This is a genomic window from Rhodococcus sp. NPDC058521 (genome assembly GCF_042719695.1).
Classification (GTDB): Bacteria; Actinomycetota; Actinomycetes; order Mycobacteriales; family Mycobacteriaceae; genus Rhodococcus_F.
In genome coordinates this window covers 170,211-182,624 of sequence record NZ_JBHXNL010000002.1, presented here as the reverse complement: position 1 = coordinate 182,624, position 12,414 = coordinate 170,211, and the positions used below count along the sequence as shown (strand labels likewise).

Genomic DNA, 12,414 nt, shown 5'->3' with positions numbered 1-12,414 from the left:
GGTGATTCGTCAGGCAGGTACGAGATCGGTTGCCTCGGCGAGCAATTGCAGTGATCGTAAGCGACCGGCTCGGCGTGGCGCAGACGATGCGACGATCAATTCGTCCGCATCCGCGTGCTTCGTGAACTCGTCGACGTAGTCTGCCACCGCAGACGGGGTTCCGACTGCCGTGTACTTCGCCATCTGCAGAACCTGCTGTCCGGCAGGGCTTTCGAGCACCATATCGGCTTCGTCGTCGGTGAATTTCCGGTCACGCGCAAGCAGCAGGTTCACGCGCTGGCGCTTGGCCTGTTGAAACTCTTCGAGTGCTTCTTCCGTGGTGTCGGCTGCGATCACGTTGAGCCCGGCGATCACGTGCGGTTCGGCCAACTGTTCGGAAGGCTTGAACTCGCGCCGGTACAGGGCCACGGCATCTTCGAGCGCATTGGGCGCGAAGTGCGACGCGAATGCGTAAGGCAGGCCCAGCATTCCGGCGAGCTTCGCGCCGAAAAGGGAGGACCCGAGTATGTACAGCGGCACGTTCGTGCCCTTGCCCGGGATGGCGTCGATACCCGGGATGCGTGACTTACCGGCGAGGTACGCCTGCAGTTCCAGGACATCCTGAGGAAAGCTATCGGCCGAAGACGGATCGCGCCGCAGTGCCCGCATGGTCTTCTGGTCGCTGCCCGGTGCTCGACCCAGGCCGAGGTCGATGCGACCGGGGTGCAGGGTTTCGAGAGTGCCGAACTGCTCGGCGATCGTCAGCGGGGCATGGTTGGGGAGCATGATGCCGCCGGCGCCGAGTCGGATCTTCTCTGTGTGAGCGGCGACGTGGGCGATCAGGACGCTCGTCGCGGACGAGGCGATGGACGACATGTTGTGATGCTCGGCGTACCAGATTCGCCGGTATCCCCACTTCTCCGCGTGCTGGGCGGTTTCCACCGAAGCGTCGACGCTTTCGCGGGCGGTTTCACCGGGGCCGATGAGTGCGAGGTCGAGAATCGAGAGCGGAACAGCCACGGTGACGCCAGCCTTTCGTTGTGAACGGACGACACGCACAACACGTGAGCCTCGCTTTTGATTCCCCACCCCCGACCAATGTCACACCGGTTCGACTCGGGCGAACCGGTGTGACATTCGTCGGCAGGTTGAAGGTTCAACTTCTGGTGGTACTGTCTGTCGGTACCCGCAGTCTGCTCATTCGCATTCCGGCTCGGCGTACGACACCTGAGCCGCACATCCACCGAAAGGCGTCACACATGAACAGCCCCATAGCCCGAAATGTCGGACTCCTCGTAGGACGGATCGGCATCGGCGTCATCTTCCTTGCACACGGCCTCCAGAAGGTGCGCAACGGCCACGAAGCGACGAAAACCGGCTTCGACAGCATGGGTGTACCCGTCCCCGGCGTCTCCGCATTCCTCGCCACCTGGCTTGAAGTGCTCGGCGGGATCGCACTGATCGCGGGCGTGCTCGTTCCGATCGTCGGGGCCCTCTTCGTCCTCGACATGATCGGCGCGTACTTCGCCGCGCACGCGGATTCCGGTATCTGGGTCTCCGACGGCGGCTACGAACTGGTGCGCGCTCTCGGTGCCGCGTCGCTGATCCTCGCGGTGGTCGGAGCGGGACGATTCAGCGTCGACGGACTACTCGGCGGAAAACTGCCCCTCATCGGGACCTCGTCGAAATCTGCATAGGCTCGGGTCGCGAGCTCGAGCCGACCTGTCTGCAGCCACCGACAGCAGGGGAACGAGACTCTCCACGGCGTGAGGCAGACTCAGGACAGTTCCCCAGGTCAGCGCACCTGACACCACAGGGTCGGTGACGAACACGTCGCGTCCGTCCCGGGCAACTGCCAGTAAGCGGTACAGCGGGTCAGCGGCGATCCGCTCCGCAGCGCCGGGATTGCCACCGACGATCCAGACCAACACTTCCACGTCCAGCACGTCGAGCTGTTCCGACCTGATGTCGAAAGCATCTTTGTCGCCTGCCATCTCGACGATTCGGTCCGGCACGACGAAACCCAATGACGTCCTCAGGCGAGATCGTGGATCGTTCGGTGAGCGAACATAGAACGAGCCCGGGGTCTCCGGACTCGGCGACGGTCTTACCCTCGAACCGTGGGTGGGCTGCCTGCTGTCCGGACAGGAGGCCATCGACCTCCGTGATCAGCTCGTCGGCCCGTGCCCGCTCGTCGAGGGTGGCTCCGACCAAACTCACCGAGTCCTGCTGGAGCATCCCGAAGTCCGGGTAGTCGGGTGACGTGGTGATCGTTGGGGCGATGGTGCTCAAACGCGCGTAGTTCTCGTCGTTCACGTCGACGTACAACGCAAAAATCAGGTCGGGTGCGAGTTCCGCGATCTGCTCGAACGCGAAGTTCGCGCTTCCGGTGAACTGACCGCAGCCGAGAGACTAAGGATGGTGGTCGCCGAGATCCTCCTTGACTCAAGGCCAGGTGGCATCGGGGTAATCGCCATACCAATCGGTGACGGCGAGCGCGCGGAGAGTGCCCTGACCGGAATGTCCGAGGGTGACGATCCGCTTCGGATCGGCGGGAACTTCGGTCGTGCCCTGCTTGTGGGTGACGTATGGGTGTCACCCGACGCGCCGCTCCCGTTGTCGGACGAGCACGCAGCGGTCGCCAGCAACAGGTCCGTGCCGGCGCTTCCGGCGAGGAACGCACGACGATCGAGGGTTCACATTGCAGCACGATATACCCCGAACACGACTCTGCGCTTCACCCTCGTTGTCGGGGTGAAGCGCAGAATCGGGTGAGTTTCTAGCTGTAGCTGTAGAAGCCCTGGCCGGACTTCTTGCCCAGGTGACCGGCCTCGACCTTGCGGCGAAGCAGCGGCGGCGGGATCAGATGCGGCTCACCGAACTCGTCGTACAGCGACTGCGCAGCGGCGAGGGTGATGTCCAGGCCGACCGTGTCGATCAGCGTCAAGGGACCCATCGGGTAGCCACAGCCACCCTTCATTGCCGCGTCGATGTCCTCGGCAGTTGCATAGCCCGACTCGAGCATGCGGACCGCCGACGTCAGATACGGGATGAGCAGGGCGTTGACGATGAACCCGGCCCGGTCTCCCGCACGAACGGCCTTCTTGCCCAACGTCTTCGCGGCGAAATCCGTGACCGCCTTCACGGTCTCCTCCGATGTGGTGAGCGCGACGACGATCTCCACCAGCGGCATGACAGGTACGGGGTTGAAGAAGTGCACGCCCACGACCTGGCCGGGACGCTCGGTGGCGCCGGCCATCTTGATGACGGGGATGGACGAGGTGTTGGTCGCCAGGATGCCGGACGGCTTCACGATCTTGTCGAGTTTGCCGAACAGTTCGAGCTTGAGCGACTCGATCTCGGGTGCAGCCTCGATGACGAGGTCGCGATCCGCGAAGTCCTCGATGTCGAGGGTTATGTCCACGCGCTTACGTGCGGCGTCGGCGTCCTCCTGGGTGAGCTTGCCCGACTTCACGCCACGGGCGAGAGACTTGTCGATGCGGCCGAGCGCGGCGTCCGCGAACTCCTGCTTGGTTTCCAGAATGAGGACCGAACTGCCGGCCTTGATGCATACTTCGGCGATGCCGGCGCCCATGGTGCCGCCGCCGATTACTCCTACGAGTTCCACATTTCTCCTTTAAAAGCCTCTGTGAGTGGTTGACGAGTCCAGGGACTCGTCAACCACTCACAGGCGACGAAGTCGCTTGTTACTTGAGCAGGGCGCGGGACATGACCACGCGCTGAATCTGGTTGGTGCCCTCGTAGATCTGGGTGATCTTGGCGTCGCGCATCATGCGCTCGACCGGGAAGTCGGTGGTGTAGCCGGCGCCACCGAACAGCTGCACGGCGTCGGTGGTGACCTCCATGGCGGTGTCGGATGCGAAGCACTTGGCCGCAGCGGAGATGAACCCGAGGTTCTTCTCGCCACGCTCCGCGCGAGCAGCCGAGGTGTACACCATGAGCCGAGCGGCCTCGACCTTCATAGCCATGTCGGCGAGCATGAACTGCACAGCCTGGTTGTCGGCGATCGAACGGCCGAACTGCTTGCGATCCTTGGTGTATTCGATCGCGGCGTCCAGCGCACCCTGCGCCAGGCCGACAGCCTGCGCGCCGATGGTCGGACGCGTGTGATCGAGCGTCTTCAGCGCCGTCTTGAAGCCGGTGCCGGGCTCGCCGATGATGCGGTCGCCGGGGATCTTGCAGTTCTCGAAGTACAGCTCAGCGGTGGGCGAACCCTTGATGCCGAGCTTGTGCTCGAGCGGCCCGACGGTGAAGCCCTCGTCGTCCTTGTGCACCATGAATGCGCTGATCCCGTTGGCGCCCTTGTCGGCATCGGTGACCGCCATCACCGTGTACCAGGAGGACTTGCCGCCGTTGGTGATCCAGCACTTCGATCCGTTGAGGATCCAGTCGTCGCCGTCGGCCTTTGCGCGGGTACGCATCGAGGCGGCGTCGGAGCCCGCCTCACGCTCGGACAGCGCGTAGGAAGCCATCGCCTCGCCGGACGCGAGTTGCGGCAGAACCTGCTGCTTGAGTTCCTCGGAGCCGTTGAGGATCAGACCCATGGTGCCGAGCTTGTTGACTGCGGGAATCAGCGAGGACGAACCGCAGACGCGGGCAACTTCCTCGATGACGATGCAGGTGGCGACGGAATCGGCGCCCTGGCCGTTGTAGGTGTCGGGGACGTGGATCGCGTTGAACCCGGAGTTCACGAGCGCGGTGAGTGCCTCTTCCGGGAAGCGAGCCTTCTCGTCGACCTCCTTGGCGTGCGGTGCGATCTCCTTCTCGGAGAGTGCACGGATCGCGGAACGCAGTTCGTCGTGCTCCTCACCGAGCTTGAAAAGATCGAAGTCCGGGTTTCCGGCCATGTGATTGCTCCTCTGATGGGTTGTTCGTTGGACACCGGGGCACTCGGTGCCTTCGAGCGGGTAGTTGGCCGCCGAGGTGGGGGCACACGTCGGCCACTCTGAGCGCAGTCAACCACGGCACTGAGTGCCAGTCAAGAGCGGTGGCCTGAACAGTGGGCGTCAGTCCGTTCCGTCCGACGCGGGCGACGTCAAACGGGAGCGGATCAGGGCGGTGACATCTTCGACTGGGGTGCCCGGCGGATAGGCAACTACCAGTATCGATTCGCTGGTTTCCGTGGATTCTGCCGGCGCGACACCGAAGGTGCGCCGCACCTCCAGCAGTGCATCTTCGAGAGCCTCGACCGTCGCGGACTCGTCCCCGCGGGTCATGTTGCGGAGGAGATAGTTGTGGCACGCAGTGACAGCTGCCGCGAATCCGATGACTTTCAGAACCGGCTCGTGGGGCAGTGCGGCCCGTAGATAGTCGACGAACAGCCGCTCGTAGCGAAACCCCGTCACGATCTCGCGGTCGCGCAGAGCAGGAACCTGCTGCACGAGCAAGAACCGTCGCGCCGAGAGCTCCCGGTTTTCACGAAAGTGGTCGAAGACGAGGTTCGCGGTATCGCAGACCGCGGCCCACGGGTCTGCGGCATCGGTGGAGAGGTGCTCTCCTGCCTGCTCGATCAGTGACTCGTGATCGGCGAAGATCACGTCCTCCTTGGACCGAAACTGACGGAAGAAGGTCCGGCGTGACACCCCGGTGGCCGCGGCGATCTGGTCGACAGTGGTCGCCTCGTACCCGTTCTCCGAGAACAGGCGAATGGCTTGGGCGACGACGTGGACTCGGAATTCCGCAGGGTCGCCCGCGGTGTCGACGCGTTCGGTCATGTCGGCAAGTATCACACCGAGTGCAAATTCGTGCGCTATCCCGCGGTTCTTCGGATCGGCCACTCACCGTTGACGTCCGAAGCATCGCGGCCCTGCCGAACGAGATACGCGGCGAAGTCGGCTTGGCGTTCGGCGTGCCAGCTGGTCTGCTGCGTCATGATGTCGAGTCCGCAGATGTGCGGGAAGGTGACGGCGAGGCTGCGCGCCAGTTCCGCCGCGGCGAGAGCATCGGACTGGGCCTCGTGTGCGCAGTCCAGTGCGATCCCGTAGTGCTCGCACATCGCGCCGAGGGTTCGTTTGCCTTTCCTGCGCTTGTCCATCTGGCGGTCGATGACGTAGGGATCGACGACGATGCCGGTGACGAGATCGGGGTACCCGAGCCGCAAGCCTTCGTGGTGCATGAGGGTGAGGTCGTAGGAGGCGTTGAAGGCGACCACCACATGGTCGCGGGCCCACGCCTCGTCCAGGGCCTGTCTGATGGCGAGGTATCCCTCCCTGTAAGGAACGCCGTGCTCACGGGCGTACTCGGAGGAGATTCCGTGGACCTGTGACGCGCCGTCGGGGATGGGGACGCCGGGGTCGAGAATCCAGTTCCGAGGTTCCGTGTGCGCGCCGTCGACGACGACCACCGAAGCGGACACGATGCGGGCGGTATGCGGATCACGGCCCGTGGTCTCGAGGTCGAAAGCACAGATGGGGCGATCGGACCAACTGTGCATGAGTGCGCCCTCTCTTCGGTCGTCCGTGTGTACTGCAACAGCTAACACCGTGCCACCGACAGGTTGGCGCACCAGCCGCCGCGCCGTTCCCTCATCCCTCGCCGCGCCGCCGGCGTATCGGACACCGAGGCCGCGCACAGCGCGCCGAAGCCGGGCCCGCCGGCATCGGTCGAGCGCACCGTCGTCAACAGTGCCGTCTACCGCGACGGTGCCAAGATCGCAACGCCGGCAACACTTGCGGAGGCGCTCACCGCACTTCCCGACGAGTCGTCGATGGCGTGGATCGGGATGTACCGGCCCGAGAACAACCAGTTGTACGCTGCCGCAGAACAATTCGATCTTCACGAGCTGGCTGTGGAAGATGCGATTCTTGCGCATCAGCGTCCGAAACTCGAGCGGTACGGCGACACGCTTTTCGTCGTTCTACGGGCGGCGCGATACTGCGACGACACCGAACGTGTCGAATTCGGTGAACTACACGTCTTCTGCGGCAAGACCTTCGTTCTCACCGTGCGGCACAGCGAGTCCCCGGATCTTTCTGCGGTTCGTGCCCGAATGGAGTCAGATCCCGACCTGTTGCGGCTGGGTCCCGAGGCCGTTCTGTATGCCATCCTCGACGCCGTCGTGGATGGTTACGCTCCGGTCGTCGCAGGTCTGCAGAACGACATCGACGAGATCGAGACAGAGGTGTTCAGCGGTGACCCCGGGGTGTCGCGGCGCATCTACGAACTGACTCGTGAGGTCATCGAGTTCCAGCGTGCCACCAAGCCACTTCTCGGGATGCTGCGCAGTCTCGCGGTGGGTTTCGAGAAGTACAACACGGACGAGGAACTTCGCCGCTACCTCCGGGACGTCACGGATCACGCCACCGTCGTGGTCGAGCGGGCCGACGGATTCAGGCAGTTGCTCGGCAACATCCTGACCGTGAACGCGACCCTCGTGTCGCAGGCCCAGAACGAGGAGATGCGGCATCTCACGCAGGCGAGCTACGTGCAGAACGAGGAAGTGAAGAAGGTATCGTCCTGGGCGGCAATCCTTTTCGCGCCTACGCTGATCGGCACGGTGTACGGTATGAACTTCGACGTCATGCCCGAAACACACTGGGAGTTCGGATACCCGTTCGCGATCGGTCTGATGGTCCTCACCTGCGCGGGCCTCTACACGGTGTTCAAACGGCGCGGGTGGTTGTGAGCACTTCCCCCGTCGGTGCTTCTCTTGGGAGCATGTTCCATCGACTCTGTTTGCCCGGGCCCTCGCATGGGTACTTCCACAAGGGGGTCGTTGGGAGTAGTCATGGACACCAGGACCATCATCTGGATCATCATCGCAATCGCCGCGGTTGTGCTCGTCGCCGTCTTGATCGCCGTCGCGTTGCGCAAACGCACCCAGCACCGACGGCGCAAAGCCCAGGACGTCCGTGCCGATGTGCACGAGCATTCGCCGGCTGTCGAGCAGCAGCAGGCGCGAGCCGACGAGACGGCAGCACTGGCACGTAAAGCTCAGGCAGATGCGGATATCCGCGCGGCCGAAGCGAAGCGACTGCGCGCCGATGCTGCAACCCATCAGAACGAGGCGTCCGCGTCCCGGGACGAACTGGCGAAAGAGTGGAAGCGCGCCGATGCGCTCGACCCCGACGTCGGAGATTCCGGCGGTCACCACGCGTCCGGTCCTCCGTCGACAGGCATGCGGCCGACGAGGTCGCCCGACCCTGGGACGACCGCCGGCCCGGGTGCTCACGCGAAGCCGAGTGACTCGGTGTAGCGACCGGAGGGCGGAAAGATGCGTATCGGACGTCTCGTCACGCTGCTCGTAGTGGTCTGGCTCGTCATCGGGGCGATCGCGGTGTTTCAACGGGGCTACTACAAGGATGTGTCCGCGGATTGCGCAAGCGTGGGGACGATAGCAGTCACGGTGGTGGCCGGCCCTCTGAACTACACGGGTGTCAACCCGCAGATCGAATGTGAGGTGCCGGAACCCAGTCGATAGACATTGCTCTCGTGAACAGTTCCACCCCGAAACCGAAAGGTCGGACCGTGATCATTCTCGGCATCATCCTTATCGTCATCGGTCTTCTCGTGGGGGTTCCGATCCTCACGACGATCGGCATCATCCTTCTCGTCATCGGGCTGATCCTTCTGGTCCTCGGTTCGATCGGACGGGCGGTCGGCGGCCGTCGACACTGGTACTGACGACATCCCTCAGAGATCGTCGACGCACACCACGAACTTGCGTTCGGTGTACTCGAATCCGGTCTCGGACTTGGTGCAGTCGTCCACTACGCCGCGTCCCTGCACTATCTCGGTGACCCGCACGCCTTCCTTCGCGGAAGGGTCGTTGCATTCGATCCGAATGGGATCGCCGCCCGACGGCATGTCCATGCATCCGTCGATCACCCAGTCGATGTCGAGGCACAGCGCGCCCTGCTCGACACCGCGCAGGGTCTCGTAGTAACTCTGGTCGGCGTCCGCGACACACTGGTCGCTCGTCGGCGCCTTGCCGATCACCTTGTAGTTGGACTCGGGACCGCCGCACGTCGCGTTGTCGATCGTCGCGTCGTCCATCGACCCACCCAGCTGGACACATTCGCCGATCTCGACATCGAGGTCGACGTCACCACCCTCGTCGGCGCCCTCGATCGCAGTTTCGCTCGTGGTGGTCGAGGACGACGACGTGCTGGTCGGCCCCGCATTGTCTGCGGCAACGGCAGTGCCTTCGGTGGTGGACGAACCGCACCCGGCCGCCAACAGGGTGACGGCGGACAGTGCGGCGATCGACGTCCCGATGCGTCTGCGCAGACCGGACATGATGGATTCCCTCCCTGTTGCTTGTTGCGGCGAATCCTATTCGACTTCGAAGACACCGTCGTACCGCGGTGACACTATGTACTGGTGCACCTTCCCGTGGAGCCCCCGGTCCAGCCGATGCTCGCCAAGGCGGCGCCGTCGGTGCCGAAGCAAACCGACGATCCGATGACGTGGTCGTACGAGCCCAAATGGGATGGGTTCCGCGCACTCGTGTTCCGGGACGGTGGCGAGGTGGTTCTGGGATCGAGAGGCGGCAAGGATCTCGCCCGCTATTTCCCGGAGATGGTCGAGGCCGTGCGCACCGAACTTCCGGACAAGTGCGTGGTCGACGGCGAACTCGTCGTACCGCAATCGATCGACGGGCGAGTGCGGCTTAGCTGGGAGGCGCTGTCCGAGCGCATCCATCCTGCGGCCAGCCGGGTAGCGAAGTTGTCGGCGGAAACGCCCTCGCAGTTCATCGGGTTCGATCTGCTTGCGTTGAGCGAACGCGATCTCACATCGGCACCGTTTCGCGAGCGCCGTTCGATGTTGCTCGATTCCGTGGGTGGACGTGGGCCGAGCTGCCATGTCACAGCCGCGACGCAAGACAGCGAACTGGCTTCCGAATGGTTCGAAATGTTCGAGGGCGCAGGTCTCGATGGTGTCGTCGCGAAGCGGCTCGACGGTGTCTACCTGCCGAACAAGCGGGAGATGGTGAAGGTCAAGCACGCCCGAACAGCGGATTGCGTGCTCATCGGTTACCGGCCGCACAAGAGTGTCGACGGGGTGGGGTCCTTGCTGCTCGGTTTGTACGACGGCGGTCAGCTTGCGATGGTCGGGGGCGCGTCGGCGTTCACGGAGAAGCGCCGTAAGGAACTGCTCGAGGAACTGCAACCGTTGCGTGTGGGCGAGGACGTGGTGGCCGAGGGTGAGGCCACCCGGTGGCGGTCGGGGACCGACCGTAGCTGGGTGCCGCTGCGGCCCGAACGAGTGCTCGAAGTGGCCTACGACCAGATGGAAGGGGCCCGCTTTCGGCACGCGGTGAAGTTCCTGCGCTGGCGCCCGGATCGGGTCCCCGAAGAATGCACCTACGACCAGTTGGAGGTTCCGGTGCGGTACGACCTCGCCGACGTTCTGAGTGGAGGTTCGTGATGGCAAGTGTCGCAGAGCAACTCGATGTCGACGGTGTCTCCGTCCGGATGTCGAGTCCTGACAAGATCTACTATCCGCAACTGGGCTCGGACGGGGGCACCAAACGGCATCTCGTCGAGTACTACCGGACTGTGGCGACGCACGGTGCGCTGTTGAACGCTCTCCGTGACCGGCCGACGCATCTCCAGAGGTTTCCGGACGGTGTGGAGGGCGAGGAGGTCTACCAGAAGCGAGTGCCGGCGAAGCGGCCCGAACACGTGGCCTCGTGTGGGGTGACGTTTCCGTCGGGTCGTACCGCCGACGTCCTGCGGGTACGCAGCGCGGCAGACATCGTGTGGGCAGCCAATCTGGGCAACATCACCTTTCACCCCTGGGCGGTGCGCTGCCCCGACGTCGATCATCCGGACGAGCTACGCATCGACCTCGACCCGCAGCCGGGAACCGGATTCGACGACGCGAGGGCGATCGCGTTGGAGGTGATGCGACCGTTGCTCGACGAGCTCGGCCTGATCGGCTTCCCGAAGACTTCCGGTGGGCGCGGGTTGCACATTTACGTGCACATCGAACCTCGTTGGGACTTCATTCAGGTGCGGCGTGCGGGTATCGCGCTGGCACGTGAAATCGAACGCCGAAGTGAAGGGCGGGCCACCACGTCGTGGTGGAAGGAGGAGCGGGGCGAACGCATCTTCCTCGACTTCAATCAGAACGCGCGCGACAAGACGATCGCTTCCGCATATTCGGCACGAAAGACGCCGATAGCGACGGTATCTGCCCCGCTCACGTGGGAAGAGCTGGTGGATGCGGCGCCGGACGACTTCACCATTGCCACTGTTCCGGCCCTGCTCGAGCGTCGTGGTGACCCGATGGCGGCACTCGACGACGTCGCACACTCGCTCGACGGATTGTTGGAGATGGCGGACCGAGACGCCGCTGACGGACTCGGTGACCTCCCTTATCCGCCCAACTATCCGAAGATGCCGGGGGAGCCCAAGCGGGTTCAGCCGAGCAAGGATCGAGACCGGAAAGCCGAGCGAGAGGCGAAGGGCTCGAGCTGATCTTTCAGCAAATCTGAGGTGATATCGGTTGATGTGTTTCATGAATCGTGACATTTGTTGGCTTCCAGGAGGTTACCTGCATGACGTAGCCTCGGGCCCATGAACCGTTCGACAACGCGTGGTGCAGGAGTTGCGTTCGGCATCGCAGCAGCAACTTTCGGAAGCATCCTGTTTGCGCCCGGTACCGCCACTGCGCGGCCGCTCACCTGCGTGCAGCCACCCGGTGGCGAAACCGTGCTCATCGCCGGAGTCGCCGGATGTGGTGCGCGTGCCGACCTGTCGAGCAATGCTGCCGCACTCGGTAATGCCGGTGTCGGATTCGCCCAGGCAGCGGCGTCCGGCGCGGCGCTCGGTGTCGGTCATGCCGGCGGCACGGGTGCCGCGGAGGCCAACCGTGGGCTGGTGGCGGCGTTCGCACTCGGCCCGCAGAGTGTCGCCATCGGCGCCGTGGACCAGCCCGGACTGTCGGTTGCGGTCAGCGGTCCGCGGGGACAGTCGTTCGTCGGTGCGGCAGACAAGGGTGTCGTCTGTGGCGGCGGGCTGTCCGCAGTGGCCAATTTCGGGACCGGTCAGGCGTGCTTGAGCAACGGCGTGCAGACCTGGCACACACCATGAAGTGATACAAGTCACGTTTCCTCCTTTCGTCTGGTTGACTCGTGAGGTACGGGTTCTGCAACGAAGGGAGTGATCATGGCCGATCACGTCTATCGGGTCGTCGAGATCGTCGGGTCGTCGACGGAGGGTACGGATGCCGCGATTCGTAACGCGGTTTCACGTGCCAACGAGACCGTTCGCAACCTCGAGTGGTTCGAGGTGATCGGCACTCGCGGCCACATCGAGAACGGCTCTGTCGCGCATTTTCAGGTCGCGGTGAAGGTGGGCTTCCGTGTGGAACCGGGTGATCAGGTGTAGTCGAGCCCGAACGTTCTCGCCCAAAACTGCAACACGTTATAGTCTGGGCGTGTCGAGTGACGTAGTGCACAGGTAGGGG

General features: G+C 63.8%; 16 protein-coding genes and 1 pseudogene. 9 read left to right on the top strand and 8 right to left on the bottom strand.

Annotated features, from left to right (window positions below; genetic code table 11):
- Positions 1-9 precede the first annotated feature (9 nt).
- Positions 10-999: an LLM class flavin-dependent oxidoreductase gene (locus ACFWO3_RS04995; protein WP_378574416.1), complete on the bottom strand. Its 990-nt coding sequence runs from the start codon at positions 997-999 to the stop codon at positions 10-12.
- Positions 1,000-1,238: 239 nt separating this feature from the next.
- Here ACFWO3_RS04995 and ACFWO3_RS04990 point away from each other — a divergent pair, with 239 nt between their 5' ends.
- The gene (locus ACFWO3_RS04990) at positions 1,239-1,676 is read left to right on the top strand and encodes a DoxX family protein (RefSeq protein ID WP_378574414.1); all 438 of its coding nucleotides are present in this window, start codon (positions 1,239-1,241) and stop codon (positions 1,674-1,676) included.
- Here ACFWO3_RS04990 and ACFWO3_RS04985 read toward each other — a convergent pair.
- The 6 genes and pseudogenes from ACFWO3_RS04985 to ACFWO3_RS04960 form a co-directional block, all read right to left on the bottom strand.
- Positions 1,626-1,994, bottom strand: a complete 369-nt coding sequence (locus ACFWO3_RS04985; protein WP_378575041.1) for a hypothetical protein — start codon at positions 1,992-1,994, stop codon at positions 1,626-1,628. The two genes, ACFWO3_RS04990 and ACFWO3_RS04985, sit on opposite strands and share 51 nt — an antisense overlap.
- Positions 1,995-2,163: 169 nt before the next feature.
- Positions 2,164-2,295: pseudogene (locus ACFWO3_RS04980) on the bottom strand (iron-siderophore ABC transporter substrate-binding protein); the annotation flags it as partial.
- Positions 2,296-2,758: 463 nt separating this feature from the next.
- The gene (locus ACFWO3_RS04975) at positions 2,759-3,607 is read right to left on the bottom strand and encodes a 3-hydroxybutyryl-CoA dehydrogenase (RefSeq protein WP_378574412.1); all 849 of its coding nucleotides are present in this window, start codon (positions 3,605-3,607) and stop codon (positions 2,759-2,761) included.
- 79 nt (positions 3,608-3,686) lie between these two features.
- Positions 3,687-4,847 carry an acyl-CoA dehydrogenase gene (locus ACFWO3_RS04970; protein WP_378574410.1) on the bottom strand — a complete coding sequence of 387 codons (1,161 nt, stop codon included), beginning with the start codon at positions 4,845-4,847 and terminating at the stop codon, positions 3,687-3,689.
- Between the two features lie 159 nt (positions 4,848-5,006).
- Entirely contained in the window at positions 5,007-5,714 is a 708-nt protein-coding gene (locus tag ACFWO3_RS04965) for a TetR family transcriptional regulator (protein WP_378574407.1), read from the bottom strand.
- Positions 5,715-5,749: 35 nt separating this feature from the next.
- Entirely contained in the window at positions 5,750-6,433 is a 684-nt protein-coding gene (locus tag ACFWO3_RS04960; protein WP_378574404.1) for a 3'-5' exonuclease, read from the bottom strand.
- A 63-nt stretch (positions 6,434-6,496) separates the two neighbouring features.
- Between ACFWO3_RS04960 and ACFWO3_RS04955 the strand changes: the two genes are divergently transcribed.
- The 4 genes from ACFWO3_RS04955 to ACFWO3_RS04940 all read left to right on the top strand — a co-directional run bounded on the left by ACFWO3_RS04955 (position 6,497) and on the right by ACFWO3_RS04940 (position 8,622).
- Positions 6,497-7,624 (top strand): magnesium and cobalt transport protein CorA, encoded by a 1,128-nt coding sequence (locus ACFWO3_RS04955; protein ID WP_378574402.1) that lies wholly within the window; start codon positions 6,497-6,499, stop codon positions 7,622-7,624.
- 102 nt (positions 7,625-7,726) lie between these two features.
- Positions 7,727-8,194 carry a hypothetical protein gene (locus ACFWO3_RS04950; protein WP_378574401.1) on the top strand — a complete coding sequence of 156 codons (468 nt, stop codon included), beginning with the start codon at positions 7,727-7,729 and terminating at the stop codon, positions 8,192-8,194.
- Positions 8,195-8,212: 18 nt separating this feature from the next.
- Complete coding sequence (locus ACFWO3_RS04945; RefSeq protein ID WP_378574398.1) at positions 8,213-8,419, top strand: hypothetical protein; 207 nt, start codon at positions 8,213-8,215, stop codon at positions 8,417-8,419.
- Between the two features lie 47 nt (positions 8,420-8,466).
- A complete protein-coding gene (locus ACFWO3_RS04940; RefSeq protein ID WP_378574983.1) occupies positions 8,467-8,622 on the top strand; it encodes a DUF6131 family protein in 156 nt (51 codons plus the stop codon).
- Positions 8,623-8,631: 9 nt separating this feature from the next.
- Here ACFWO3_RS04940 and ACFWO3_RS04935 read toward each other — a convergent pair whose 3' ends face one another.
- Entirely contained in the window at positions 8,632-9,237 is a 606-nt protein-coding gene (locus tag ACFWO3_RS04935; RefSeq protein WP_378574396.1) for a hypothetical protein, read from the bottom strand.
- 84 nt (positions 9,238-9,321) lie between these two features.
- Here ACFWO3_RS04935 and ACFWO3_RS04930 point away from each other — a divergent pair, with 84 nt between their 5' ends.
- From ACFWO3_RS04930 to ACFWO3_RS04915, 4 genes are all read left to right on the top strand, one after another.
- The gene (locus ACFWO3_RS04930; protein ID WP_378574394.1) at positions 9,322-10,368 is read left to right on the top strand and encodes an ATP-dependent DNA ligase; all 1,047 of its coding nucleotides are present in this window, start codon (positions 9,322-9,324) and stop codon (positions 10,366-10,368) included.
- Positions 10,368-11,423: a DNA polymerase domain-containing protein gene (locus tag ACFWO3_RS04925; RefSeq protein WP_378574391.1), complete on the top strand. Its 1,056-nt coding sequence runs from the start codon at positions 10,368-10,370 to the stop codon at positions 11,421-11,423. The genes ACFWO3_RS04930 and ACFWO3_RS04925 overlap by 1 nt, the downstream gene beginning before the upstream one ends.
- A 99-nt stretch (positions 11,424-11,522) precedes the next feature.
- The gene (locus tag ACFWO3_RS04920) at positions 11,523-12,038 is read left to right on the top strand and encodes a DUF6764 family protein (protein ID WP_378574389.1); all 516 of its coding nucleotides are present in this window, start codon (positions 11,523-11,525) and stop codon (positions 12,036-12,038) included.
- Positions 12,039-12,113: 75 nt separating this feature from the next.
- The gene (locus ACFWO3_RS04915; RefSeq protein ID WP_378574387.1) at positions 12,114-12,335 is read left to right on the top strand and encodes a dodecin; all 222 of its coding nucleotides are present in this window, start codon (positions 12,114-12,116) and stop codon (positions 12,333-12,335) included.
- The last annotated feature ends 79 nt before the right edge of the window (positions 12,336-12,414 follow it).

What these genes read in the sequence shown, in the direction of transcription:
- ACFWO3_RS04960 (WP_378574404.1), bottom strand. Translation starts at nt 6,433, where the DNA reads ATGCACAGTTGGTCCGATCGCCCCATCTGTGCTTTCGACCTCGAGACC.
- ACFWO3_RS04920 (WP_378574389.1), top strand. Translation starts at nt 11,523, where the DNA reads ATGAACCGTTCGACAACGCGTGGTGCAGGAGTTGCGTTCGGCATCGCA.
- ACFWO3_RS04970 (WP_378574410.1), bottom strand. Translation starts at nt 4,847, where the DNA reads ATGGCCGGAAACCCGGACTTCGATCTTTTCAAGCTCGGTGAGGAGCAC.
- ACFWO3_RS04915 (WP_378574387.1), top strand. Translation starts at nt 12,114, where the DNA reads ATGGCCGATCACGTCTATCGGGTCGTCGAGATCGTCGGGTCGTCGACG.
- ACFWO3_RS04945 (WP_378574398.1), top strand. Translation starts at nt 8,213, where the DNA reads ATGCGTATCGGACGTCTCGTCACGCTGCTCGTAGTGGTCTGGCTCGTC.
- ACFWO3_RS04925 (WP_378574391.1), top strand. Translation starts at nt 10,368, where the DNA reads ATGGCAAGTGTCGCAGAGCAACTCGATGTCGACGGTGTCTCCGTCCGG.
- ACFWO3_RS04935 (WP_378574396.1), bottom strand. Translation starts at nt 9,237, where the DNA reads ATGTCCGGTCTGCGCAGACGCATCGGGACGTCGATCGCCGCACTGTCC.
- ACFWO3_RS04950 (WP_378574401.1), top strand. Translation starts at nt 7,727, where the DNA reads ATGGACACCAGGACCATCATCTGGATCATCATCGCAATCGCCGCGGTT.
- ACFWO3_RS04990 (WP_378574414.1), top strand. Translation starts at nt 1,239, where the DNA reads ATGAACAGCCCCATAGCCCGAAATGTCGGACTCCTCGTAGGACGGATC.
- ACFWO3_RS04965 (WP_378574407.1), bottom strand. Translation starts at nt 5,714, where the DNA reads ATGACCGAACGCGTCGACACCGCGGGCGACCCTGCGGAATTCCGAGTC.